Source organism: Flavobacterium palustre (genome assembly GCF_014639535.1).
GTDB classification, from domain to species: domain Bacteria; phylum Bacteroidota; class Bacteroidia; order Flavobacteriales; family Flavobacteriaceae; genus Flavobacterium; species Flavobacterium palustre.
This window is the reverse complement of record NZ_BMGA01000008.1, coordinates 121931-147285: the sequence shown is the minus strand read 5'-3', so window position 1 is coordinate 147285 and position 25355 is coordinate 121931. Positions and strand designations below refer to the sequence as shown.

Here is a 25355-nt window from a genome sequence, read left to right as displayed (position 1 = left end):
TTTGATTTTTTTAATTCTTAAATTCAATAGTTACGGCATCACGATAATTCAATCCCAATAAGCTATTAGCCGAACCAATTTTGGAGGGATTACTTCTGAAAATGGCAATTTCAAGATAACCAGCTTCGTTAAAAATGGCCAGTTTTTCTCCTTCGTAATTCTTAATAGGGTATTTGTCAGATATGGCAATCGCAGAATAATTCGGTAAAATGGTTTTGATGTTTTTAGTCTTCATCTGGATTTCATAAGGACGTCCTTTGGCTACTTCCAGAAATTGTTTTTTAGTGATATTGGTCACTACATTTCCAAAATGATCGATATAGATAACATGTCCTTTCAGACTGTTGGAATCATTAGCAACTACCGCTTTCATTTCGGTTATTTCTTTTAAAGAGCTGATTTCTTTTCCAATAACATTCAGTAAACCGCCTCGGGCAATATGACAGGCTACGGTAACAAAAACATCCAGTCCCGAAGCGTCACTTGGTAAACGGTCGTGGATATTAATGGCTACAATTTTTTGCGGGACAATCTTTTGCGAAAGCATACTTAAAATCCCGTTATCGGCTGCAATAAAGTACGAATCGTTCCATTGCATTACAATGTGTTGATTTTCTTTATTCAATTCCATATCCACACCAATAAGATGAACGGTTCCTTTGGGAAAACTGGAATAAGAAGCTCCAATAATGTAACTGGCTTCTACTATATTAAACGGATCTATATCATGCGAAATATCAATAATTTGGGCTTCCGGATACTCGGATAAAATTTTCCCTTTCAACGAACCAACAAAGTGATCTTTCAAGCCGTAATCGGTAGTAAGGGTAATTATTGACATATTTTTGTTTATAACTATTGGTGAAATCTAAAATTAATTTTCATTAAATTTGAGATATGCAAAGCTAATAATTAGTAAATTCATACAAAGCAAAAAAGCAAAAACAAATTCGAAATAGTAACCAAATAAAACCTAAGGTCCGGGAGCCTTTTGGATTAGATTTTTAATTGATTTAGTAATATTCTAAAATTATACCTTTTGAACGAAAGAATCATCGAGCTCATAGACATCGCTCCAAAAGAGTTTTGGGGTGCTCAAGACACTCATCTTGAAACCATTAAAAAATACTATCCAAAATTAAAAATAGTTGCCAGAGGAACAACTTTAAAAGCATTTGGAGAAAAAGACATTCTGGACGAGTTCGAAAGGCGTTTTCAAAGATTAATGCTTCATTTTACACGTTACAATAATATTGATGATAATGTGATTGAACGCGTAATTTTAGGAGATATTCAGGACGACCGAAAAATGAGTCCTAATGACAAAATTTTAGTACATGGAGTAGGAGGAAAAATTGTAAAAGCAATGACTCCTAACCAACAATTATTGGTTGACACCATCAACAAAAACGACATGGTTTTTGCTGTGGGACCGGCAGGAACAGGAAAGACGTACACCGGAGTAGCGATGGCTGTAAAAGCATTGAAAGAAAAACAGGTAAAACGTATCATCCTTACCCGTCCGGCAGTAGAAGCCGGGGAAAATTTAGGTTTTCTTCCGGGAGATATGAAAGAAAAACTGGATCCGTACATGCAGCCACTTTATGATGCTTTGCGCGATATGATTCCCAACGAAAAACTGGAAGATCATATTGCCAAAGGAATTATCCAGATTGCACCATTGGCATTTATGCGGGGACGAACACTGGATAATGCTTTTGTAATTCTGGATGAAGCTCAAAACACGACTCACTCGCAGATGAAGATGTTTTTAACCCGTATGGGAAAAAATGCCAAATTCATGGTTACCGGAGATCCTGGTCAGGTTGATTTGCCTCGCAGAACCATTTCAGGTCTAAAAGAAGCTTTATTAGTCTTAAAAGACATTGAAGGCATTGGAATTATTTATCTGGATGACAAAGACATTGTACGTCACCGATTAGTTAAAAAAGTAATTGATGCTTATAAATACACTGAGAACGTTGATTAATCAATAAAAAACTACGACTTTAAATTGAGTCGTAGTTTTTTATGGAATTTTTTAGGCACAAAAAAATCCCTGACGTGAAGTTAGGGATTTTTTTTGTGAGATAATTTTAGCTTAACCGTTCATTTTGAATAATCCTTTGTAATTTTCCCAGTGTGAATATATTAGAAAGATATTACCCAAAAGAATACCAATACCAATAGGAAGATTATTTGGAGTTAAGAAGTAATTGATTAGTACAATATTAATAATTACCGGAAAAATTACAATATTAGCTAAAGTGGTAAATTTTCCTAACAGAAAAGAAAGACCACATAAAAATTCAACTGATTTTGCCAATGGCATCAGGTAAGTTGAAGCAATAAGCCCCACCTGAAATGCTTTGAAATCACCTGTTGAAACGGGCTCAGGGCTTGGCATAAAAAAGTAGCTTAGAGAAGTACAAAGGAATATAGCTCCCATTAACGTACGAACAATTAGGGTTGCGATTTTCATGATATATTGGTTTTATGGGTTAACAAATCAAAAAATTCTGTCGCGGTTCAGCACTTTCATTGTTAGCAAAAACTCATTCCCCAAAACCGTTTCAATCAGAAAAACTGGCATTTTTTATTATTCAACACGATGAGTATCGTATTGGATTTTATAACGTATAGTAAATTTACAAAAAAATAAACTGATTTTTCTGATATACGGAAAATATTATTTATAAAAATGTTAATTTAATAATCAATTATATGTTTCTTATGAAAAAAGCAGAGAATTAAGTCTATATTCACCTTTGTTTACTGATATGAAAATCATTTTTGTTTACTCTTTTATGTAATACTTTTTATAAATAAAAAATCCTCCCCAACCGATTAACAACAACCACCAAATTTGAAATAAAAACACAATAATATCCATAAAAACATTCCATCCTACTTTTAGTGAATCCAGTAGGCGTATTCCAATATTAGGTTTGTAATAATTGTAATCTCTGGTATTAGCAATCATTTCCTGTTTCACTGATTCACGTTGGTATATTTGAATCGTTAAGGTGCTGAAATTAATTTGATCCTGTATGGATAGATTTTCTAATTTAGCTAAATCTTTTTGCTCTTTTTGGTTTGCCAAATTGTTTTCGGCATCTATAACATCGTTGATTTTTTTACCTTTTGTATCAATGGCTTTTTCAACTCTTTTTTCTTGAGTAGCACTTCTTTTTTGTGCGAGTTGGTTTGAAAGCATTTTTATGGAAACATCGTCAGCTTTGATCACGCGATAATCCAGAAAATCAATTTGTTTTGCAATACACTTGATCACGGTATCCAAACGTTTATTAGGTACTCTAATGGTGATATTGTTTTCAATATTATATCGGGTTGTTTCCAGAGTACTGTCCTGGCTGATTTTAGTTTCAAATTGGTCAATAATATTGCTTTGTAAATTAGTATAAGCGACAAATCCATCAAATTTATGGGTGATATTTTCAATGGTGTAGGTGGTTTGAGGAACATATTTTACTCTGAATTTTATATCGGCAGTACGGACGAATTTTCGGGTACTGTCCTGTTTTTCTACTGCAGCAGAGGAAGAAACTGCTGCTTCTGCAACAACATCGTTTGTTGATTGTTCTTCTAAGGATTCACTTTTTTTACAGCTTATCAATAATGATGTAAAGGTGAGAACCATTAAACTACTTTTTACCATTTTGTTCATAGATTTGATTGATTTAAAGGAGATGATTTTTAATTGTTTGTTTTCCAAATTTCATGCTTAAATACGCTATCAAATATAAGAGTTTTAGGTAAGAAAAATCTTTTTCAATAATTATTTAACCAAACTGTAGTTTTGTATAATTTCTTCTGTAGAAGCTGTTTTTTTTTATTGTAATTTTACTTTTTAAAATTTTACCTTGAGAACATCCTTTAAACAAGACATAACGCATCTCGTTGCTATTAAAAAACAGCTTTTATTATGGTCACAACAATTTCGGGAAGTGACTTTTTTAGATAGTAACCAATACCAGCAAGAGCATACCAGTTACGATTGGATTTTGGCTGTAGATGCTTTTACTTCAATAAAAACAGATTATTTTAATGCTTTTGAAGATTTAAAACAATACCAACAATCCGTTAGAGATTGGATTTTTGGCTATTTGTCTTATGATTTAAAAAATGATACAGAAAATTTAGTTTCGAATAATTTTGACGGTTTAGATTTTCCGGATTTGTTTTTCTTTCAACCTAAAAAACTCTTTTTAGCCAAAGGAAATCAACTCGAAATTAGGTATTTGAATTTTTGTGATGATGAATTTGAAATTGATTGGGAAGAAATCAATTCTATTACAGCTGATTTTGATACATTGAATATCGATATTAATATTCAGCAACGAATTTCAGCAGAAAGTTATCAGGAAAAAGTATCTAAAATGCTGGAACATATCCATCATGGCGATTTGTATGAGGCTAATTTTTGTATGGAATTTTATGCCGAAAATGCTCAAATAGATCCTTTAGATGTCTTTTGGAAGCTGAATAAAATTTCCAAACCGCCTTTTGCAGTGTTCTTTAAAAATTATAAGCAATTTTTACTATCAGCATCACCCGAGCGTTATCTGAAAAAAGAAGGCAATTTGTTGATTTCGCAACCTATAAAAGGAACAGCAAAGCGATTTTTAGATCCAATTGAAGACGAAGCATCAAAAAATAAATTAGCCAACGATAACAAAGAGCGTGCTGAAAATATTATGATTACCGATTTGGTGCGAAATGATTTATCACATACGGCGCAAAAAGGTTCGGTTCAGGTAACTGAATTATGCGGGATTTATTCCTTTTTACAAGTGCATCAGATGATTTCCACCATTACTTCAAAACTCGATGTACAATACACCGCAGTAGATGCTTTGAAACATACTTTTCCAATGGGGAGTATGACCGGAGCTCCTAAGATTTCAGTGATGAAAATTATCGAAGAACTGGAAGAAACTAAAAGAGGTTTGTACAGCGGAGCTGTGGGCTATTTTACTCCTGAAGGCGATTTTGATTTTAATGTCGTTATCCGAAGTATTTTGTACAATCAGCAAAATCAATATTTGTCATTTTCGGTAGGAAGTGCAATTACGTCACTTTCTGTTCCTGAAAAAGAATACGAAGAATGTTTGCTGAAAGCCAAAGCCATGTTTGAAGTTTTAAAATAAATGCGATGCTCGATAAACTCAAAAAACATATCAGTCAAAATTTTCCTTTTTTAGCAAAGACTAAACTTCTTTTGGCTACCAGCGGAGGAATTGACAGCATGGTAATGGTGCATTTATTCCGGGAATTAAATTTTTCAGTCGCACTGGCTCATTGTAATTTTCAGTTGCGGGGATTTGAGAGTTTTGGAGATCAAAATTTTATTCAGGAATACGCTAATGCAAATGAAATTCCGCTTTTTTTAACACAGTTTGATACCGAAGCTTTTGCAAAAGATTATAAGCTTTCGACTCAAATTGCCGCTCGTGAACTGCGTTACAATTGGTTCTATGAGCTTTTAGAAACCGAACAATACGATTATATTCTGACTGCTCATCATGCAGATGATGCTATCGAAACTTTTCTAATTAATCTGAGTCGGGGAACCGGTTTGGAGGGTTTGGTTGGGATTCCGGCTCAAAATGATAAAGTGGTTCGTCCGCTTTTGCCTTTTAGCAGAGAAGAAATTCTAGCTTATGCCCAAGAAAATAAAATTCAGTGGCGGGAAGACAGCAGTAATGCTTCTGATAAATACCTACGAAATACAATCAGGCACCATTTGGTTCCTTTGTTGAAAGAATTGAATCCACAATTCATGGAGTCTTTTCAAAAAACACAATCTTATTTGAAAGAATCTCAGGAATTAGTGGAAGATGCTGCTATTATGGTTTACCAACAAGTGGCAAAAGAAGAAGGAGAAACTATTGTTTTTGATTTGAATCAGCTGCTACGATTACCTAATTACCAATCCTATTTGTACCAATGGTTACATGAATTTGGTTTTACCGCCTGGAAGGATATTTATGCCTTAGTTCAAAGTCAATCCGGTAAACAGGTTTTTTCGGCTGATTTTCGATTACTGAAAGACAGAAACCAACTAATATTAAGTCCAATAGTTGATGAAACAAATGATGAACAGTATTTTATAGAAAAAAATGTTAGAGAAGTTAATATTCCCTTAAATCTTACTTTTTGCGAAGCAGATGCTATTTTAGAAGCTTCAAATTCAATTATATTTGTTGACGAAGATAAATTAGTGTATCCTTTAGTTTTGAAACAATGGGAAGAAGGTGATTCTTTTCAGCCTTTTGGGATGAACGGAAAGACTAAAAAACTGAGTAAACTTTTTAAAGACGAAAAATTATCTTTACTGGAAAAAGGAAATTGTTGGGTTTTATGGTCGGCAAATCAGATTGTTTGGGTGGTTGGCATACGGCAGGACGAACGATTTAAAATCAATAATTCCACAAAAAATATATTAAAAATAGCATTGCAACAATGAAAAAACTATTATTTCTACTTACCGCTTTTTTGGTTTTTATCAATGTAAATTCACAAATTTTAGATCCTGTAAAATGGACCACTAAAATGGAACAAAAGTCAGAAGGTGTTTTCGTATTGACTTTTAATGCGGTAATTGAGAAAGAATGGCACATGTATTCTCAGTTTACTCCCGATGGCGGTCCACTGCCTATGGAAGTTGTTTTTAAAAATCAGTCGGGAAATTATAATTTGGTTGGCAAAGCCAAAGAGAGTAAAACCAAAACGGCTTATAACGATATTTTTGAGGTTAATGAAACTTTTTTTGAAGGTAAAGCTCAAATTCAGCAAGAAATTAAAATAATAAATCCAAAGTTAGATAAAATCGAAGTTGAATTGAATTATCAGGCTTGTAAAGAGGTTTGTATTAATTTGAAGAAGAATTTTACGTTCTCAATTCCTTCGAATGTAATTGCAGCTGCGGTTCCAAATCAAAATAAGAATGTTTTGGAAGCAGTAGCTCAGAACACAAATACTGTTGATACTATAAAAGCCGACTCGATAACTCCCGGTCTTGGTGCCAGTAATGTTATTGAAACTCCCGAAAAAGAAGCTGTGACTACAACAACTGCAACAGCTTCAAGAAGTCTTTGGTCTATCTTTTTTGTTGCTTTTTTGTTTGGTTTTACAGCTTTGTTAACACCTTGTGTTTTTCCGATGATTCCAATGACCGTTAGTTTTTTTACCAAACAGAGTAAAACACGAGCAAAAGGAATTCGAAATGCCATTATTTACGGAATTTCAATTATTGTAATTTATGTTTTATTAGGTTCTATTATTACCGCTGTTTTTGGAGCAGGAGCTTTAAATGCTTTATCAACCAATGTTTGGTTTAATCTGTTGTTTTTTGTGCTATTGGTTGTTTTTGCAGCTTCATTTTTAGGAGCTTTCGAATTGGTATTACCTAATTCCTGGGCAAATAAATTAGACAGTCAGGCCGACAGAGGAGGAATAATAGGAATTGTATTTATGGCATTAGCCCTGGCGGTCGTGTCGTTTTCCTGTACAGGACCTATAGTAGGAAGTTTACTGGTTGAAGCAGCGTCTAATGGAGGTTTAGCACCAATTGTAGGGATGCTTGGTTTTTCTACAGCATTGGCTTTGCCATTTATGTTGTTTGCTTTTTTCCCGGGTTGGCTGCAATCGTTACCTAAATCAGGTGGTTGGTTAAATACCGTGAAAGTAGTTTTAGGATTCCTGGAATTGGCTTTGGCTTTTAAATTTTTATCGAATGCCGATTTGGTTTTGCAATTGCATCTATTGGAAAGAGAAGTGTTTTTAGCGATTTGGATTGCTATTTTTGGAACTTTAGCATTGTATTTATTTGGAAAGATAAGTTTGCCGCATGATAGTCCGATTACACATATTTCAGTTGGACGATTAGGAATGGGATTATTGGTGTTGACTTTTACTATTTATTTAATTCCCGGACTTTGGGGTGCTCCTTTGAAAATAATCAGCGCATTTCCTCCACCAATGGAATACAGTGAAAGTCCAATGGGATTGAGTGTTTCCGGTGGGAATTCGACTAAAATTGATTTGCCCGAAGGAGGAAAAATAGGTCCTCATGGTTTGCTGGTTTTTGATAATTACCAATATGGATTGGCTTATGCTAAAAAAGTAAATAAACCCATTATGCTTGATTTTACAGGATTTGCCTGTGTAAATTGCCGAAAAATGGAAAACAATGTTTGGTCTGATAAAAAGGTTTTACCTATTTTAAAAGATAAAATTGTGCTTATATCATTGTATGTCGATGATAAAAGAGCATTGCCAAAAGCACAACAGTTTGTTTCTCCAACCACAGGTGCTGAAATTGAGACCATCGGTGATAAATGGACTGATTTTATGATATCCAGATACAAAACCAATACCCAGCCTTTGTATGTATTAACCGATTTAGAAGGGAATAGTTTAAATACAGAGCAGCAAACAATTAGCTATGTAGGTGTTGATGAATATTACAATTGGTTGAATGCAGGAATCGCGAAGTTTAAATAAAAAATACCCCAAATAGTGTCTAACTTTTTGGGGCATGTTCATTTTTAATCGGATTCTATTTTATTGTAACAACCCTACTCTGCTTTCCATCCTTTTTATTAATTCAAAAAATGCCCTCAAAATAGTTACACCTTTACAAGGAACATCTAAATTTGCATCTATTAAAAAATCCTCAGTACAAATCAACAGATACAAATGATAACAATAAATCCAACCCACAAATATTCATTAGAAAATATACTTTTTGTATTTGCTTTAGAAATGGAAGCAGGCGAAATTTTTCACCATCACAACAAGTTGTTCACTGGTATTGGAAAACTCAATGCCTCTTACGAATTAACTAAGGCTATTCATCAAAAAAAGCCGGAATTAATTGTGAATTTAGGATCTGCCGGAAGCAGTCAATTTAGCAAAGGAGATGTAGTTTGCTGTACCCAGTTTGTACAACGCGATATGGATGTGAGAGGTTTGGGTTACGAATTGTATGAAACTCCTTTTTCGGGTGTGCCAACGGTATTACAATATGGTTTACCTATGGAAAGTCTTCCTGCGGGAATTTGCGGTACCGGTGATAGTTTTGAAATGGGACATAGCGAAACGAAATATGACGTTGTGGATATGGAAGCCTATGCTCTGGCAACCATAGCTATGAAAGAAAAGATTCCATTTTTATGTTTGAAATACATCTCAGATGGTGCTGATGACAATGCAGCCGACGACTGGACGGTTTTAGTACACAAAGCTGCTGTTGCTTTTGGTGAAATTCTCCAAATTAATCGCTACTAATAGTAAATCAAAATGATTGCTGCTTTGTAATTTTCCCTTTGAAAGTCAATTCTATTACTCATAGTACAATACAAAAATGGACGCAGCTGTTTTAAAAACAATAGAAGAAATTATTAAAATTCCATTTGTTGAAGAGGAATTTGAAGTTGGTGCTGTTTGTTTTGAAACTGACGAAGATCTACGACCTGATTTCAAACTTCAGTTTACTATTGATGATGTTGTCAATTATATTTATGCTATTGTTTTTCGGTTGTATTCGAAAGAAAATACAAAAAACTTATCCATTTTAGACTTAAAAATTCCTTATCCTAAAAACGCTGCTTCTTTTTGGGAAGATAGCAGTATTGGAAAGAAATTCCGCCAGCAACAAATCATCAAAGAGCTTGAATTTACTGCTGTCAGCCAATTGAATTGGGAGAGCATTTAATCTTATTTATTACAGTTTTATGATTTGCATCATAAAAGCAAATTACTGTTCTAAGTTAGTTTTGAAAAAAATTAAATAGACTCTTATGAACAGTGAACAAAAACAATTAATTAAAGCGACAATCCCCATTTTACAATCTTCCGGTGCAATTCTTACCGACTATTTTTACAAGCGAATGTTTGAACATAACCCCGAATTAAAATCGGTTTTCAATATGGGAAATCAGGCTAATGGCAAACAAAAGCACGCACTTGCCGGAGCTGTTTTGGCTTATGCTTCGCATATCGATAATCCGTCTGTATTGATTGATATTTTAAAAGGAATTGGAAACAAACACGTAAGTTTAAACATTCAGGCTCAGGATTATGCTATTGTTGGCAAGCATTTAATTGCTTCGATACAGGAAGTTTTAGGAGATGTAGCCACTCCAGAATTAGTAGAAGCCTGGACAACGGCTTACAATGAACTGGCAAAAATAATGATTGACATTGAAGCCGGTTTTTATCTTAAAAACACCCAAACTACGGGAGCCTGGAACGGCTGGAGAAGTTTTGTAATTAAAGACATCGTAAACGAATCCGAAGAAATAAAATCATTTTATTTATATCCGTCGGATGGCAAAGAAATTGTTTCTTATACCGCAGGACAATACATCAGCGTACAGTTTTTTGTTGAACAATTAGGACTGTTACAACCACGACAATACAGTCTTTCTACAGCTTTTAATCCAGAATATTACCGAATTTCTGTAAAAAGAGAAAACGCCATTTCAGAACAACCAGAAGGGATGGTTTCTAACACATTGCATCAGTTAAATGTGGGTGATACGGTAAATGTATCGGCTCCGGCAGGAAATTTTTATTTGCAGGATGATAAAGCACCGATAGTTTTAATAAGTGGCGGAGTAGGAATAACACCTTTATTGAGCATGCTGGAGACCAATGAAAAAAATACCAAAAACAAAACTGTTTGGGTGCATGGCTGTCGAAACAATGCCGTTCATGCTTTTAAAGATAGTGTAGCTACTATCGAAAAAGAATCCGATTGGTTGGAAACCTATATCTTTAATGAAAATCCGGATGAAAATACCGAACATAAAATCATAAAAGGAAGAGTGGATTTGAAAAAATGCAAAGAAGCAATTTTACTAGAAAATGCCCGCTACTATTTATGCGGACCAGCTCCTTTCATCAAAGCACATTATGAAACTCTGATTGAGTTTGATGTTGATAAAGCGAATATTTTCTATGAAGAATTTGGTCCTCAATCTGTTTCCTTAAATTAAAATAGAAGTAAATGAAGAAAGCCGTTTCAAAATTAATATTGAAACGGCTTTATTTTTACAATTAGCTTAGTTCATAACTCCTGATGATTTCTCTTTATTCCCAATTTCAAAATTCCTAATTTGCGGCTTCAAATTTAGAAAGAGAAAATGAAGGTCTGTATTGCCGAAAAACCAAGTGTAGCAAGAGAAATAGCAGCCGTTTTGGGTGCTAACACCAAACATGACGGCTATTTTGAAGGCAACGGCTATGCAGTAACTTACACCTTTGGGCATTTATGTACGCTAAAAGAACCTAATGATTACAAGCCCCACTGGAAAAGTTGGGATTTGAACAACCTCCCGATGCTTCCCGAAAAATTCGAAACTAAGGTGGTGGAAAATTCCGGAATCCAAAAGCAGTTTAAAATTATAAAAAGTTTGTTTGACAAAGCCGAATTGGTTATCAATTGCGGGGATGCCGGACAGGAAGGAGAATTAATTCAACGCTGGGTGATGAACGAAGCCAACTATAAAGGCGAAGTACAACGACTGTGGATTTCCTCCTTAACAACTGAAGCCATAAAAGAAGGTTTTGAAAATTTAAAACCAGCCACAAATTACGACAACTTATTCTATGCCGGTTTTTCCAGAGCCATTGGCGACTGGCTATTAGGAATGAATGCGACGCGTTTGTACACCCTAAAACACGGTGGTTACAAACAGGTTTTGTCCATTGGTCGGGTGCAAACACCTACATTAGCAATGGTGGTGGAACGTTTTAAGGAAATCGAAAATTTCGTTCCTCAGCCTTATTGGGAATTACAAACTTTGTACAGAGAAACACTTTTTAGTTATGAAGAAGGTCGTTTTCTTAAAAAAGAAGATGGAGAACTTTTAGCCAACAAAGTAAAAGAAAGCGAGTTCGAAATTGTTGCTGTCGAAAAAAAGAATGGAAATGAATATGCTCCAAAATTATTTGATTTAACAGGTTTACAAGTGTATTGCAATACTAAGTTTGGATTTTCGGCAGATGAAACCCTGAAAATTGTCCAGACTTTGTACGAACAAAAAGTAGTAACCTATCCCAGAGTAGATACTACTTTTTTGCCTGGTGATATTTATCCAAAAGTACCCGGAATTCTTCAAAAACTAACTAATTATTCAGCATTGACAGAACCGCTTTTAGGAAAGAAAATTAAAAAATCGCCTAAGGTTTTCAATGATAAAAAAGTCACCGATCACCATGCTATAATTCCAACAGGAATACAAAATAACCTGCCGCACAACCAGCAACAGGTGTATGATATTATTGTAAAGCGTTTTATTGCTGTTTTTTATGATGATTGTCTGGTTGCCAACACCACAGTAATTGGAAAAGCAGCTGATGTAACTTTTAAAACAACCGGAAAAGAAATTCTGAAAAAAGGATTCCGAGTTGTTTTTGAAGATCCTAACGCAAAAGAAAAAGAAGCTGATTTGTTACCGAGTTTTATTGTGGGAGAAAAAGGACCGCACGAACCTTCATTTCTTCAAAAAGAAACCAAACCGCCCAATCAGTTTACCGAGGCAACTTTACTGCGTGCTATGGAAACTGCAGGAAAGCAGGTCGATGATGAAGATTTACGCGAATTGATGAAAGAAAATGGTATTGGACGCCCATCAACACGGGCGAATATTATCGAAACACTTTTTAAGCGCCAGTACATCGTTCGAAATAAAAAACAGGTATTGCCAACGCCAACGGGAATTCAGCTGATTGATATCATCCAAAACGATTTATTAAAATCGGCGGAGTTGACCGGTTCTTGGGAAAAGCAGCTAAAAGATATCGAAAAAAGCACTTTTACCGCTGCTGCGTTTATCAATAATATGAAACGAATGGTGGATGCTTTGGTGTATGAAGTTCGAAGTGAGACTACCCGGGCTAATATTTCGCATGCCGGAAATATTCAAAAACAAGAAGCAGCTGTCGAGAAAAAGAAAGCCGCCGGAATTACAGCTGAATCCTGTCCGAAATGTAAAAAAGGAACATTGTTAAAAGGAAAATCAGCTTTCGGTTGTAGTTCCTACAAATCCGGTTGCGATTTTGTATTGCCTTTTGCTTTTGCAGATAAAAAAATATCCGAAAACCAATACTTACGATTGCTTCAAAAAGGTTCTACCGTAAATTTAAAAGACTTTAAAACCGATACTGGTATTATCGAAGGTTTATTACGATTTGATGAAAATTTCCAATTGGTATTAGAACCTAAAAAAACTATCGAAAAAGTACCATCGGATGTATTATCCTGTCCAAAATGTCAAAAAGGAACCATCATAAAAGGCAACACAGCTTATGGTTGCAGTGAATATAAATCTGGCTGTGATTTTAAAGTTACTTTTGAAGTTGTCAGAGAAAAACTTCAGAATCAAAAAGCTACAAAAGAATTAGTTTATGCTATTTTATGTAAAGAAGCCCGATAAAACAACTACTCATACATAAAATAGCAATAAGCTCCATTTCTCTTTTTTTATTTACCAATCCAATTTAACTAATGCCACGGCTTGTCGCATTAATTGCAAAGGCACATTCATTTTTCCCGAACGAATTTCCACTTTTTTGGTAGTCACACATTTCAATTTTCCTGACTTTTCCAAAACAGCAATTTGTTCCGAAGTTGGATTTTGTGGTGAACCCATTTTTTTCCAAACCTCGTAGGAATTACTATTTTCTCTGTCGATAAGATAAACGTTTAAAGTAGCTTTTCTGGCAGGAATGTTATTCAGAGTCACCTCAACCGTTTCGGCCGAACCTTTTTCATCTTTATCATGGTAATTCCAAACCATCACAGCCGTAGATGTAGCATCAGCACTGGCTAATGCCCCTATATCTGATTGATTGTCACGGATACTCTTAGTAAGTACCGTTTCCAAAGGATACATTCGGTTACTCATAGCTTCAATTCGTTGTCCTTTCATCATCCCAAACATTCTGAACACATTCAAAACCGGTTTATCCACTCCGTTTGTTGCCAAATCCCTGAAACCATAAAACCAGGGTTGGTTTTCAAATTCGAAAGACCAGGAAACAGCTCCTAAAAAATTAGCTTTGGTTTTATCAGCTAATAAATATTTACGTGCAAAAGAAGCAGCGGTATAACTCGAATACATGGTTCCGTTTCGATAGGCATTTTCAGGATTTGTAGCCATACCGCAGGCAGCACAACCTTCAGGATCCGACTCTCCAATAATAACCGGTAAATCCTTAGTCTCAGGATAAGACATTGTAATATTAAAACCTGCCTGAATATCTCTCAACTGTGGAGCCATATCCATAATAACTGTTCCATCCACTAATCTGGGACGACCTTTAGCATGAAAAAGAATCGCTTCTAATGGCGAACCCACTTTTCCCGTGGCATAATTAGTTCCTGAAATACAATGTTTGATAAAATTATTCATCCATTCTGTAGCTCCTTTTCCGGAAGTTCCCGCAATATTCAAACCACCTATTTTTGCTGTTGGCAATGCTCTTTTAACCCCATCAGCTGCATAATCATACAATTTAAAAAACTCTTCCTGAGTTCCTTTCCAATAATGCCCGTTAGCCTCGTTCCACACTTCCCAATACCAACTCTCTACTTCTTTCTTTCCATAACGCTCAACAGAATGTTTCACCCATTCGTAAACAAGATTTCTCCATTTATCATAATCCTTTGGCGGATAAGCCCAACCGGTAATAATATCGGTATAAGGGTCTCCGGGCTTCCAATAATGTCTGTACGGACTCGGATGAGTAGATAAAGCTTCGGGCATAAACCCTATTTGTGCCAAAGGCTTCATTCCTCTTTTTACATAAGTATCAAAAATACTGTCTACAATTTTCCAATTATACACCGGATTTCCATTAGCATCTTCGGTATAAGCATTAGTAGAACCCCATTTCAAAGCTGCCACACCATCACCACTAACAAGCAAACTATGCGTCCGAACATAAACAGGAACCGGACTCAAATCAGCAATTTCAGAAAGTAGCTTTTTACCGTCTTTCATATAGGTGTAATTGGGCTCGTCATAGCCAAACCAAGCCCAAACGGGTTTCATCGGTGCTATTGCTTTTTTTAGATCAACTGTTATTAAAGCTTTGTTTTCTTGTACAGCCTGAGCATTACTGGACAAGAACGAAAAAGCACATACAGCCAGCAAAAGGTAATTGGAGATTTTTAGCATAGTTAAATTGGTTTTGGTAGAATAGAAAACTAAAATAGTACTTTTTATTTAAAATCATAAAACCATTTGGATATTAATCCATTACAAAATTTATTTCCTTTAGAAAAGGACAAAAAAAAAACTCCGGATTGCTCCGGAGTTTTATATAGTTTAAATAGAAAATCTATTTTATCATTTCAATTTTTTGTACTTCTTCTTCGTTAATACTATCAAAGAAACCTTGCTCATTCATCCAGTCATCGCTGAAAACTTTACTCATGTAACGAGAACCGTGATCAGGGAAAATAGCAATTACATTACTGTTTGCATCAAATTCTCCTTCTTCGGCATATTGTTTTATTGCTTGCAAAACTGCTCCTGAAGTATAACCTACAAACAAACCTTCTTTTCTGGTGATTTCTCTTGCTGAATGCGCACTTTCTTCATCTGTTACCTTCATGAATTTATCGATAACATCAAAATCTGTTGCTGATGGGATTAAATTTTTACCCAAACCTTCAATTCGGTAAGGATATATTTCTTCTGTATCGAATTCTCTGGTTTCGTGGTATTTTTTCAATACCGAACCAAAAGCATCTACTCCAAGAACTTTAATATTTGGGTTTTGTTCTTTTAAGAATTTAGCTGTTCCTGAAATTGTTCCTCCTGTTCCGCTGCAGGCAACCAAGTGTGTAATTTTACCGTTGGTTTGTTTCCAAATTTCCGGCCCTGTACTATTGTAATGGGCATCAATATTCAATTCGTTAAAATACTGATTGATATAAACGGAACCTTTTGTTTCTTCGTGTAATCGCTTAGCAACACTGTAGTAAGAACGCTCATCATCAGCCGAAACGTGTGCGGGACAAACATAAACCTTTGCTCCTAAACTACGAAGCATATCTATTTTATCTCTTGATGATTTAGAGCTTACCGCTAATATGCAATTATATCCTTTTATGATGCTCACCATGGCTAAACTAAAACCGGTATTCCCGGATGTAGTTTCGATTATGGTGTCTCCAGGAGATAATATCCCTTTTTTTTCTGCTTCTTCAATAATGTATAAAGCAATCCTATCTTTTGAGGAATGTCCCGGATTAAAAGCTTCTACCTTAGCATAGAAATTACCTTCTAAATTTTCGGTGACTTTGTTTATCTTGATAAGAGGTGTATTTCCTATCAGTTCTAAAACATTATTATAAGCATTTATTTCTTCTTTCATAAAAAAATAGTTAATCAAGATTAAGTTTTATTTAACCTGGATACGCAGCAAATTTAACAAAAAAAAACTAATTAGATTTTAATTTTTTCCAAATCTAGTAAAAAACTAAATTCTTTAGCTAATTCTTTTAACGCTTCAAACCTTCCCGAAGCTCCTCCGTGACCTGCATCCATGTTGGTATCCAAATACAAAACATTCTCATCTGTTTTGTATTCTCTTAACTTAGCTACCCATTTAGCTGGTTCCCAATACTGTACCTGCGAATCATGCAAGCCCGTTGAAACATACATATTGGGGTATTTTTGTTTTTTTACATTATCATAAGGAGAATACGATCTCATATATTGATAGTATTTTTTAACATTTGGATTTCCCCATTCGTCATACTCACCCGTAGTCAATGGTATCGTATCGTCCAGCATTGTAGTCATCACATCTACAAAAGGAACCTGAGCAATTACTCCATTGTACAACTCCGGCGCTTCGTTGATAATCACTCCCATCAACAATCCTCCTGCCGAACCGCCTTCGGCATACAAATGTGCTGCGGAAGTATATTTTTGCTCAATTACATATTTAGAACAATCAATAAAATCAGTGAAAGTATTTTTCTTATGAAGCAACTTTCCGTCTTCATACCAATGCCTTCCTAAATCTTCTCCACCTCGAATGTGCGCAATAGCATAGATAAATCCTCTGTCTAACAATGACAAACGCGTTGACGAAAAATAAGCATCCATCGAATGACCGTAAGAGCCATAAGCATAAAGTAATAACGGATTTTTTCCGTCTTTATTGAGCTCTTTTCTGTAAACCATCGAAATAGGAATCTTCGTCCCGTCCTGAGCTGTTGCCCAAATACGCTCTTCGGTATAGTTATTCTTATCGAATTTGCCTCCCAAGACCTCCTGCTCCTTCTTGATTTCTTTCTCTTTGGTACGCATATTGAAATCAATCACCGACGAAGGCGTTGCCATCGATTGATAGCAGTAACGCAGAATTTCGGTTTCAAAATCAACATTAGTTGACGTATAAGCAGTGTAAGTTTCGCTGCCAAAAGGCAAATAATATTCTTCTTTTCCGTCCCAGGTCATGATTCGAATTTTATTCAATCCTCCTTCACGCTCTTCAACAACCAAATAATTGGCAAAAATTTCAATATCTTCCAATAAAACATCTTCTCGATGCCCAATAATTTCAACCCAATTTTCTACTGATGTCGCATCTTCATGGGTTTTCATCAATTTAAAATTCTCAGCATCATCTTTATTGGTCAGAATATAAAAACTGTCTTTGTAATGGTTGATACTGTACTCTACTCCTCTTTTTCGCTTTTGAAAAATCTTGAATTTCCCATCCGGATTATCGGCATTTAAAATACGGTATTCGGTTGTTAATGTACTTCCTGATTCGATTGCCAGGTATTTTCTGGATTTCGATTTGGAAATATCAACATTAAAAGTATCGTCTTTTTCAAAATAAACCAGCACATCCTCTTCCTGTTTGGTTCCAAGTTTGTGCTTGAAAATCTTATCTGAACGCAAGGTTTGCTCATCCTGTTTCGAATAGAAAATTGTCTTATTATCATTAGCCCAAACCGCCGAACCCGTAACTTTTTCAATTTTATCTTCCAGAATTTCACCGGTTTCCAAATTCTTAACCTGAATGGTATAAATTCTCCTTCCAACAATGTCTGTACTAAAAATAGCCAGTTTATTATCCGGGCTGATACTCATTCCGCCCAGTTTGAAATAAGCCTGTCCTTCGGCCAATACATTACAATCGAAAAGAATTTCTTCTTTTGCCGTAAGACTTCCTTTTTTTCGGGAATAAATAGGGTAATTTTTGGCAGTTTCAAATCGGGTGATGTAGTAATAACCATTGTATAAATAAGGAACCGACTCATCATCTTCCTTAATTCTTGCTTTCATCTCCTCATACAATTCTGTTTGAAAATCCTGCGTATGAGCCGTCATCTGTTGGTAATACTCATTTTCTTTGTTGAGATAATCTATAACCTCCGGATTTTCGCGATCTTTCAACCAGAAATAATTATCGATTCGTACATCACCAAACTTTTCAAATTTGGTAGCTATCTTTTTAGCAACAGGCGGTTGTAATTTTTCTATCATCTGGTAATTCTTCACATTTATGTAAAGCTCGCACAAAAATAGTTGAAACAAGCTCTTGTTCAAAAACGTTTTTCATCAATTTTAACATTGTAATCTGTGTAAAAATAATACTTTTGTAGTTAAATTTTTAAAAAATAAAAAAATGGATTTAATGGGAATGATGGGTAAATTGAAAGAAACCCAAAATAAAATTGAAGCAACTAAAAAACGCTTAGATACTGTTCTTGTTGACGAACAAAGTACGGATGGTTTATTAAAAGTAACTATTACTGCCAACAGAAAAATAAAATCCATCACTATTGCGGATGAATTATTAGAGGACAAAGAACAATTGGAAGATTACATGATTTTAGTGCTTAACAAAGCCATTGAAAAAGCAACTAAAGTAAACGAAGCCGAACTGGATGCCGTGGCAAAAATGGATATGCCGATGATTCCGGGAATGGATAATCTTTTTAAGTAATTTGATGAAATTAAAAAAATCAATTCTAAGCTTAAGCATAATTGCTGCATGTTTATTTATCTCATGCAGCAATAACAGCTCAACAGAAACAGAAATTATAACTGATGATTTTAGTTATACAACTGTAAATGACAATGGAGAAATTTACACTATTGGTAATAAATCAGGAAAAATAACTTTCTCTACTAAATTCAATGGATTAACTGCTACTCCAATCAATCTAAATACCATCTGCTCAAATAGTACTAGTATTTTTACTATCGAACACAAATCTCCTTTAGACAAACTTTATATTTTTGACAAAAACTCAAAAACTACGTCCTCTGTAACACTTTCTTATCCGGAAAAAATAACCGGTTTTGAACCAATGCTATATGTTCTTGAATGGAATGAATCAAAAAAATTACTTTACGGTATCATAGCTTCTGATCCTTATAGTGAAACTAACAATATCAATTATTTTGTTACCATAAACCCGACAACACATGAAGTAAGCTACAATGATATTTCCTTTTCGCAAAAAAAGATTTATTCTTCTTTTACTATCGGAACTAAACTTTATTGTGCCAGCTATACCGATCATCTTTTTGAAATTAATCCTGATGCAAATACTGCAACCGCGATACCTTTAAATGATACCAAAATACCTTTAATACACACAATAGCCTATTCAAACACTATTGCTTACGGATTAAAAATAAACGCATCATATCTATTTAATCCGATAAGTATTAACACTACAAACAATACCTATACAGATTTATCTCTAAATGAAAGTTATAAAACTGCGAATTATTATGGCAAAGGATTTATTGACAAAACAAACAACCAATACATCAATTTATCCTATAATAATGACAACCAATTAGGGGTTTTAAAATACAACATCTTAACTCAAACTTCAGATTTTATCCCTCTTACCAGCACCAATAGTTTCAATACAAACACGATAATAATAGAATAATAAAAAAAGCATGAATTAATATAAATTCATGCTTTTTTTATTACTGGTCAATAATTTAAATCACATCAGAATTCATCTGACAACTTTTAAAAGCCTGTCAGATGTAATTAACCAACTTTACATCTTCGCCAAAGTCTCAATCACATAAGTGTGCATCACTTCGCGATAATCTAAATGGGTCACGATACGCAACTTTCGATTTCCAATAGTACTAATCGAAATATTCTTCTGTTTGAGTTGTTCTATCAAAACTTCCTCTTTGTATTCCGGAACTAAAGAAAAAACTAAAATATTCGTTTCGACAGCTTCTACTGAAGCTACCCAGCTTTTTTTCTTCAAAACATTAGCTAATTCTTTAGCCCTTCTATGATCTTCGGTTAATAATTTGATATTGTTTTCCAAAGCATAAATAGCTCCGGCAGCCAAATAACCCGATTGACGCATGGCACCTCCCAATACTTTCCTGATTCGCAAAGCACGCTGAATGGTCTTTTTATCACCCAATAAAACCGAACCAACCGGCGCTCCTAATCCTTTTGAAAAACAAACCGAAATGGTATCGAAAATTTTTCCGAAATCTTTTGGGTTTTGTCTTTTGGCAACCAAAGCATTCCAAATTCGGGCACCATCAAGGTGTAATTTTAAATTGTTGGTATCACAAACCGCTTTTATTTTCTGCAATTCTTCCATTTCATAACAGGCACCACCGCCAATATTGGTTGTATTTTCCAAACAAACCAAACTCGTTAACGGACTGTGGAAAAAATCCGGATTATTGATTGCTCCGGCAACCTGTTCAGCGGTAATCATCCCTCGATTTCCTTCCAGCAAACAGCAGGAAACACCACTGTTAAAAGCTACTCCACCTGCTTCATAATGAAAAATATGCGAATTTTTATCGGCTATTAATTGTTCCCCGGGTTGGGTATGCAATTTTACAGCCACCTGATTAGCCATAGTCCCCGAAGGGAAAAACAAACCGGCTTCCATTCCAAAAATGGCCGCCACTCTTTCTTCCAGTTCAGTAACCGTAGGGTCTTGTTTATAGACATCATCACCTACATCGGCGTTAAACATATATTGTAACATTTCGTAGGACGGTTTCGTTACCGTATCACTAACTAAATTTATTTGCATTTTTATATTTTATTATAGAGATACAGCCTCTGAAATCCCTATGTGATTTTTTTTACTATTTTTGCGCAACAAAATTACATAATTTATGACAACTACCGAACAAATTAAAGGTATTGTAGAACGCCTTGGTGCGTTGAGGAGGTATCTTTGACGTTGATGCCAAACTAATCGAAATTGCTAACGAAGAAGAAAAAACCTTTGCTCCGGATTTTTGGAACAACGCTAAGGAAGCCGAACTTATTGTAAAGAATCTTCGAAACAAAAAAAAGTGGATTGAAGACTACGATAAAGCCGTTGCTTTAACCGAAGAATTACAGTTAGCCTACGAATTTTACAAAGAAGGCGAACTCTCCACAGAAGAACTCGACGAACAATACCAATTGACCGAAAATCATATTGAAAGCATTGAATTTAAAAACATGCTTTCGGATGAAGGAGACACTTTAAGCGCTGTTTTGCAAATTACAGCCGGCGCCGGTGGAACCGAAAGTTGCGATTGGGCTTCGATGCTGATGCGTATGTACATGATGTGGGGTGAAAAATACGGTTTCAAAATCAAAGAGCTTAATTATCAGGAAGGCGATGTGGCGGGAATTAAAACCGTAACCTTAGAATTTGAAGGCGATTATTCTTTTGGTTACCTCAAAGGCGAAAATGGCGTACACCGTTTGGTGCGTATTTCCCCGTTTGACAGTAATGCTAAAAGACATACCTCATTTGCTTCAGTTTACGTTTATCCGTTGGTGGATGATAGTATCGAAATTGACATTAACCCTGCCGATATCGAGATTACCACTTCGCGCTCCAGTGGTGCCGGAGGGCAAAACGTAAACAAGGTAGAGACTAAAGTGCAATTGTATCACAAACCTACCGGAATCCAGATTCAGTGTTCAGAAACACGTTCGCAGCAGGACAACAGACAGCGTGCCATGCAAATGCTTCGCTCGCAGTTGTATGAAATCGAATTGAAAAAGAAACAGGCACAACGCGCCGATATTGAAGCCGGAAAAATGAAAATCGAATGGGGTTCGCAAATTCGAAATTACGTGATGCAGCCTTATAAACTGGTAAAAGACGTTCGTACAGGCTGTGAAACCAGTAACGTTGACGGCGTAATGAATGGTGAAATCGACGAATTCCTGAAAGCCTATCTGATGATGATGGGACAAAAGGAAGAAGAATAGAACTCAGATTGCAGTGGTCAGTATTTAGTGACCAGAGAGCAGAAGGCAGTAGCAGAAGGCAGAACTAAGATTTTAGATTGCAAATTTTAGAATTTAGATTTAAAAATGGTAACTAAAATATTATTGTTTACGAGATTCAGATGTCCTTAGCTGCCGCAGTCGAGTGTCAAATGTTTGAAGAATGCGTAAAAAGAAAAGCTGTCTGAGCGTAGCGAGTTCTTTTCTTTTAGCATTCGAAAACTAATTTGACCGACGAGGAAGCGCAAGACTTGATTTTTTTGTTTCTTTTTTGATCAAGCAAAAAAGAAAATGATAGAATACGATTTCAGAATGCAGAATTTAAATTTTTAATCGCTGTATTCTGAAATCTAAAGTCTATAATCTAAAATTAGAACAATGACCGAGTATTTCTTTGACCAGCACTACCACAACCTCCACTACGGACAGGAAGCGCTCAACCTCAAAGAATTTGAATCCTGTACTTTCAATAACTGTAATTTTTCCGATTGCAATTTAATAGGCGTTACCTTTATTGACTGTCGGTTTAACAACTGCATCTTTAACGATTCCAAAATCAACCACACCGCTTTTAGAACCGTATTTTTTAAGGATTGCCAAATCAAAGAAGTCAATTTTGCCATGAGTGACAAACTCATCTTCGAAATTCACTTTGAAAACTGCATATTGGATTTCTCTAAATTCTATGCCTTAAAACTCAAAGGCATCACTTTTACTAATTGCAGCCTGATTGCCGTTGACTTTATGGCGACTGACTTAACAGCAGCACAATTTACCAACTGCGATTTGTACCGCGCCGAATTTGAAAAAGCTAACGCCTCTAAAGTCGATTTCAGAACAAGTTACAACTACACTATCGACCCCACAAAAACCAAACTCAAAAAAGCACAATTCGCCCTTGAAGGTGTAAAAGGTTTGCTATACAAGTATGGGATTGTTGTTGAATAAATTTATTTTCATCTATACTATCCTGCCAGATTCTTAAACACTGACAAAGTTGAAAACTGGAAATCCAGCTCGAAACCTTAAAGGATATGATTAAGGAATAAATCATTTTGTAGGATATTTTTATATATTAGCAAAAAATAAAGTACGACTGCTATCATACATATCTACACAAAACCAGGTGGCTTTGTATGATTTTGTCATACATATAAACAAGTTATAGGGCAGTTGTGCCAAAATTACGCAGAAGAAATCAATCTGAAAATGAACATTTGTGTTCGCAGAAAGTTAACAAAACAGGAGCTACAATGATTGGACAATGCGAATTAATTTTTAAAAACACAAACTAATGAATTTCAATCTTTTTAAAATTGACACTTGGTGGAAAGCAGTTTTTATACTCGGTATTATCGCTTGTGTTGGTTCCGCAACTATTAATATTGAATTTATTGAGCGAAAACATCTTTTCGGATTTGGATTTGGGATGATACTTATTGGATTATCTCATTGGATTGCTTGGAAAACTAGAAACTCTTTTGAGCAAGGTGGTATATTAAGTTGGCAAATAATAGAACACAACTTTATTACCTTAATTCTTTTACTTGTTGGAATTGGATTAACAGGTCTTTTTAGTTTTTTTATCATTAAAGGTTTGATATGAATTATATGGAGAAAACCGAACCGTCAACACACGTTATACCTCATTTCGAATGACCTCTGAATTAATAAATAAATGTTATGAAAACTACTTAAATATTGATTTAAAGTCAATTCATTTCGAGATGAATTTATATTCGGAGTATCATACCAAGGACGGCAAAAAACTTGAACTTAAAGATTTAGACTTAATAAATCACCCAATTGAATTTACTGATGAGTCAAATGAAGTCTTTAACCTGATTAATTTTCAAGGAAACAATTATCTAATTAGCGATTCAAATTGCTATGCCTGTTCAGGAGTTAGAGAAAATTTAAATGGACGTAGATGGGTTGATATTTTAATTATTCCTAATGGAAAGAACATTAAAATATCAAATAAAAATTCATCAGTAAATTACAGCTTTTATACCCTTAAGTTGTTTGAATTTTTAAAATCAGATGAAGATATCCTAGAGTTTGACAAACTATATGTTAAAACATTTTCGGGCAACGAGTGGTTTAGCATTTTGGAGAGAATTCAATTTCTAGTTAGGTCGAAAGCCCAACCATGTGATATTTTAAATGCTTTTCAAACCTTGAAATTGCTTAACCCATTTCAATTAAGCCTTATATCAATCACAGACGGATTGGACATTAATAAGAATGACATCCAAAATTATCTACTAAATAATAACACTATACCTCTTTCAATTCCTTACATTTCAAATCCTTCATTTAAATTCCAAGTATCTGAAAGTACGAATGAAATTATCGAAACGCAAGATTTTTTGGATTTCATAAATTCATTAAATAATGAAGAAGTTAGAGATTTTTTCGAATTAAATTTTCTTGAAGATTCGTTAAAAACAGAAAATATCTACCCCGACTTTAAACTAGATATTTTAGGTATAAAAATTTTGGAAAGATGGGAAATCGATGGTATTATTGGTAATGTGTCAAACCTTGTTCGAAGTAGATTAAGTTCTGTAAATATATCGGAAAAGTTAATTCGTGAATATTATAAGAGGCTAAAAAGTAATTTAAGATCTATTGAAAATAAAATTAGGACTCAAAAAGGATTCAATATTGTTGGTAGTTTATACAATGAAAGCCTACTTTATAATTTAATTAAAGATGCTTTTCCTAAATATAAAGTCGTCACACAATACAGTCCAGACTGGTTAGGAAGACAAAGAATTGATATATTTATTAAGGAATTAAACGTAGCAATAGAATATAACGGAAAACAACACTATGAACCGGTAACATATTTCGGAGGAAAAGAGGGCTATTTGAAAACAGTTGAGAGAGATAAAATTAAAAAGCAAAAATGCAGAAAAAATGGTTGCGAATTAATAGAAGTAAAATATGATGAAGATTTAATAAAAAGTGTTGAATTAATAAAAACGAGGTACAACAATGGCTATTAATAATTGCTTCTTCTCGCTTACTTC

21 protein-coding genes are annotated in these 25355 nt (G+C 34.8%); 14 read left to right on the top strand and 7 right to left on the bottom strand.

The window, feature by feature from the left end; translation table 11 throughout:
• Positions 1 to 10: 10 nt before the first annotated feature.
• Positions 11 to 841, bottom strand: a complete 831-nt coding sequence (locus IEV84_RS14220) for an SAM hydrolase/SAM-dependent halogenase family protein (RefSeq protein WP_188495066.1) — start codon at positions 839 to 841, stop codon at positions 11 to 13.
• Between the two features lie 198 nt (positions 842 to 1039).
• On the opposite strand from IEV84_RS14220, the gene IEV84_RS14215 reads away from it, so the two are divergent.
• Positions 1040 to 1990, top strand: a complete 951-nt coding sequence (locus IEV84_RS14215) for a PhoH family protein (protein ID WP_188495064.1) — start codon at positions 1040 to 1042, stop codon at positions 1988 to 1990.
• Between the two features lie 111 nt (positions 1991 to 2101).
• On the opposite strand, the gene IEV84_RS14210 is transcribed toward IEV84_RS14215, so the two are convergent.
• The gene (locus tag IEV84_RS14210; protein WP_188495063.1) at positions 2102 to 2482 is read right to left on the bottom strand and encodes a DoxX family membrane protein; all 381 of its coding nucleotides are present in this window, start codon (positions 2480 to 2482) and stop codon (positions 2102 to 2104) included.
• Positions 2483 to 2797: 315 nt separating this feature from the next.
• The gene (locus IEV84_RS14205) at positions 2798 to 3688 is read right to left on the bottom strand and encodes a DUF4349 domain-containing protein (RefSeq protein ID WP_188495061.1); all 891 of its coding nucleotides are present in this window, start codon (positions 3686 to 3688) and stop codon (positions 2798 to 2800) included.
• Positions 3689 to 3884: 196 nt separating this feature from the next.
• On the opposite strand from IEV84_RS14205, the gene IEV84_RS14200 reads away from it, so the two are divergent.
• From IEV84_RS14200 to IEV84_RS14170, 7 genes are all read left to right on the top strand, one after another.
• Positions 3885 to 5171: an anthranilate synthase component I family protein gene (locus tag IEV84_RS14200; protein ID WP_188495059.1), complete on the top strand. Its 1287-nt coding sequence runs from the start codon at positions 3885 to 3887 to the stop codon at positions 5169 to 5171.
• 5 nt (positions 5172 to 5176) lie between these two features.
• Complete coding sequence (tilS, locus tag IEV84_RS14195) at positions 5177 to 6490, top strand: tRNA lysidine(34) synthetase TilS (protein WP_188495057.1); 1314 nt, start codon at positions 5177 to 5179, stop codon at positions 6488 to 6490.
• Positions 6487 to 8529, top strand: coding sequence for a protein-disulfide reductase DsbD family protein (locus IEV84_RS14190; protein WP_188495052.1), 2043 nt, complete (start codon positions 6487 to 6489; stop codon positions 8527 to 8529). The genes tilS and IEV84_RS14190 overlap by 4 nt, the downstream gene beginning before the upstream one ends.
• Before the next feature lie 195 nt (positions 8530 to 8724).
• Entirely contained in the window at positions 8725 to 9315 is a 591-nt protein-coding gene (locus IEV84_RS14185; RefSeq protein WP_188495050.1) for a 5'-methylthioadenosine/S-adenosylhomocysteine nucleosidase family protein, read from the top strand.
• Positions 9316 to 9391: 76 nt separating this feature from the next.
• Positions 9392 to 9742: a type ISP restriction/modification enzyme gene (locus IEV84_RS14180; RefSeq protein ID WP_188495048.1), complete on the top strand. Its 351-nt coding sequence runs from the start codon at positions 9392 to 9394 to the stop codon at positions 9740 to 9742.
• An 85-nt stretch (positions 9743 to 9827) separates the two neighbouring features.
• A complete protein-coding gene (gene hmpA, locus IEV84_RS14175; RefSeq protein ID WP_188495046.1) occupies positions 9828 to 11027 on the top strand; it encodes an NO-inducible flavohemoprotein in 1200 nt (399 codons plus the stop codon).
• Positions 11028 to 11174: 147 nt separating this feature from the next.
• On the top strand, positions 11175 to 13469 hold the full coding sequence (locus tag IEV84_RS14170; RefSeq protein ID WP_188495044.1) for a DNA topoisomerase 3: 2295 nt from the start codon (positions 11175 to 11177) through the stop codon (positions 13467 to 13469).
• Between the two features lie 51 nt (positions 13470 to 13520).
• On the opposite strand, the gene IEV84_RS14165 is transcribed toward IEV84_RS14170, so the two are convergent.
• From IEV84_RS14165 to IEV84_RS14155, 3 genes are all read right to left on the bottom strand, one after another.
• On the bottom strand, positions 13521 to 15215 hold the full coding sequence (locus tag IEV84_RS14165; protein WP_188495042.1) for a GH39 family glycosyl hydrolase: 1695 nt from the start codon (positions 15213 to 15215) through the stop codon (positions 13521 to 13523).
• A 163-nt stretch (positions 15216 to 15378) separates the two neighbouring features.
• Positions 15379 to 16419: a cysteate synthase gene (gene capA, locus IEV84_RS14160; protein WP_188495041.1), complete on the bottom strand. Its 1041-nt coding sequence runs from the start codon at positions 16417 to 16419 to the stop codon at positions 15379 to 15381.
• Positions 16420 to 16490: 71 nt separating this feature from the next.
• The gene (locus IEV84_RS14155) at positions 16491 to 18551 is read right to left on the bottom strand and encodes a S9 family peptidase (RefSeq protein ID WP_188495039.1); all 2061 of its coding nucleotides are present in this window, start codon (positions 18549 to 18551) and stop codon (positions 16491 to 16493) included.
• Between the two features lie 142 nt (positions 18552 to 18693).
• On the opposite strand from IEV84_RS14155, the gene IEV84_RS14150 reads away from it, so the two are divergent.
• Positions 18694 to 19014 carry a YbaB/EbfC family nucleoid-associated protein gene (locus tag IEV84_RS14150; protein ID WP_066329795.1) on the top strand — a complete coding sequence of 107 codons (321 nt, stop codon included), beginning with the start codon at positions 18694 to 18696 and terminating at the stop codon, positions 19012 to 19014.
• Between the two features lie 4 nt (positions 19015 to 19018).
• Positions 19019 to 19978: a hypothetical protein gene (locus tag IEV84_RS14145; protein ID WP_188495037.1), complete on the top strand. Its 960-nt coding sequence runs from the start codon at positions 19019 to 19021 to the stop codon at positions 19976 to 19978.
• 117 nt (positions 19979 to 20095) lie between these two features.
• Here the strand turns inward: IEV84_RS14145 and IEV84_RS14140 are convergent, their stop codons facing one another.
• Positions 20096 to 21115, bottom strand: a complete 1020-nt coding sequence (locus IEV84_RS14140; RefSeq protein ID WP_188495035.1) for a threonine aldolase family protein — start codon at positions 21113 to 21115, stop codon at positions 20096 to 20098.
• Between the two features lie 85 nt (positions 21116 to 21200).
• Between IEV84_RS14140 and prfB the strand changes: the two genes are divergently transcribed.
• The 4 genes from prfB to IEV84_RS14120 all read left to right on the top strand — a co-directional run bounded on the left by prfB (position 21201) and on the right by IEV84_RS14120 (position 25331).
• Positions 21201 to 22299 (top strand): peptide chain release factor 2 gene (gene prfB, locus IEV84_RS14135; RefSeq protein ID WP_188495033.1). Its coding sequence is split into 2 segments (ribosomal slippage): positions 21201 to 21263 and positions 21265 to 22299, totalling 1098 coding nucleotides; the frame shifts between segments, so codons are not numbered across the junction.
• A gap of 396 nt (positions 22300 to 22695) precedes the next feature.
• Entirely contained in the window at positions 22696 to 23265 is a 570-nt protein-coding gene (locus IEV84_RS14130; protein WP_188495031.1) for a pentapeptide repeat-containing protein, read from the top strand.
• Positions 23266 to 23611: 346 nt separating this feature from the next.
• Positions 23612 to 23923, top strand: coding sequence for a hypothetical protein (locus IEV84_RS14125; RefSeq protein ID WP_188495029.1), 312 nt, complete (start codon positions 23612 to 23614; stop codon positions 23921 to 23923).
• Between the two features lie 49 nt (positions 23924 to 23972).
• Positions 23973 to 25331 (top strand): putative endonuclease domain-containing protein, encoded by a 1359-nt coding sequence (locus IEV84_RS14120; protein WP_188495027.1) that lies wholly within the window; start codon positions 23973 to 23975, stop codon positions 25329 to 25331.
• The last annotated feature ends 24 nt before the right edge of the window (positions 25332 to 25355 follow it).

Excerpts from the sequence above, each read along its gene's own strand:
- IEV84_RS14220 (WP_188495066.1), bottom strand. The coding sequence starts at position 841 with ATGTCAATAATTACCCTTACTACCGATTACGGCTTGAAAGATCACTTT.
- IEV84_RS14210 (WP_188495063.1), bottom strand. The coding sequence starts at position 2,482 with ATGAAAATCGCAACCCTAATTGTTCGTACGTTAATGGGAGCTATATTC.
- IEV84_RS14205 (WP_188495061.1), bottom strand. The coding sequence starts at position 3,688 with ATGAACAAAATGGTAAAAAGTAGTTTAATGGTTCTCACCTTTACATCA.
- tilS (WP_188495057.1), top strand. The coding sequence starts at position 5,177 with ATGCTCGATAAACTCAAAAAACATATCAGTCAAAATTTTCCTTTTTTA.
- IEV84_RS14190 (WP_188495052.1), top strand. The coding sequence starts at position 6,487 with ATGAAAAAACTATTATTTCTACTTACCGCTTTTTTGGTTTTTATCAAT.
- IEV84_RS14185 (WP_188495050.1), top strand. The coding sequence starts at position 8,725 with ATGATAACAATAAATCCAACCCACAAATATTCATTAGAAAATATACTT.
- IEV84_RS14180 (WP_188495048.1), top strand. The coding sequence starts at position 9,392 with ATGGACGCAGCTGTTTTAAAAACAATAGAAGAAATTATTAAAATTCCA.
- hmpA (WP_188495046.1), top strand. The coding sequence starts at position 9,828 with ATGAACAGTGAACAAAAACAATTAATTAAAGCGACAATCCCCATTTTA.
- IEV84_RS14170 (WP_188495044.1), top strand. The coding sequence starts at position 11,175 with ATGAAGGTCTGTATTGCCGAAAAACCAAGTGTAGCAAGAGAAATAGCA.
- IEV84_RS14165 (WP_188495042.1), bottom strand. The coding sequence starts at position 15,215 with ATGCTAAAAATCTCCAATTACCTTTTGCTGGCTGTATGTGCTTTTTCG.
- capA (WP_188495041.1), bottom strand. The coding sequence starts at position 16,419 with ATGAAAGAAGAAATAAATGCTTATAATAATGTTTTAGAACTGATAGGA.
- IEV84_RS14155 (WP_188495039.1), bottom strand. The coding sequence starts at position 18,551 with ATGATAGAAAAATTACAACCGCCTGTTGCTAAAAAGATAGCTACCAAA.
- IEV84_RS14150 (WP_066329795.1), top strand. The coding sequence starts at position 18,694 with ATGGATTTAATGGGAATGATGGGTAAATTGAAAGAAACCCAAAATAAA.
- IEV84_RS14145 (WP_188495037.1), top strand. The coding sequence starts at position 19,019 with ATGAAATTAAAAAAATCAATTCTAAGCTTAAGCATAATTGCTGCATGT.
- IEV84_RS14140 (WP_188495035.1), bottom strand. The coding sequence starts at position 21,115 with ATGCAAATAAATTTAGTTAGTGATACGGTAACGAAACCGTCCTACGAA.
- IEV84_RS14130 (WP_188495031.1), top strand. The coding sequence starts at position 22,696 with ATGACCGAGTATTTCTTTGACCAGCACTACCACAACCTCCACTACGGA.
- IEV84_RS14125 (WP_188495029.1), top strand. The coding sequence starts at position 23,612 with ATGAATTTCAATCTTTTTAAAATTGACACTTGGTGGAAAGCAGTTTTT.
- IEV84_RS14120 (WP_188495027.1), top strand. The coding sequence starts at position 23,973 with ATGACCTCTGAATTAATAAATAAATGTTATGAAAACTACTTAAATATT.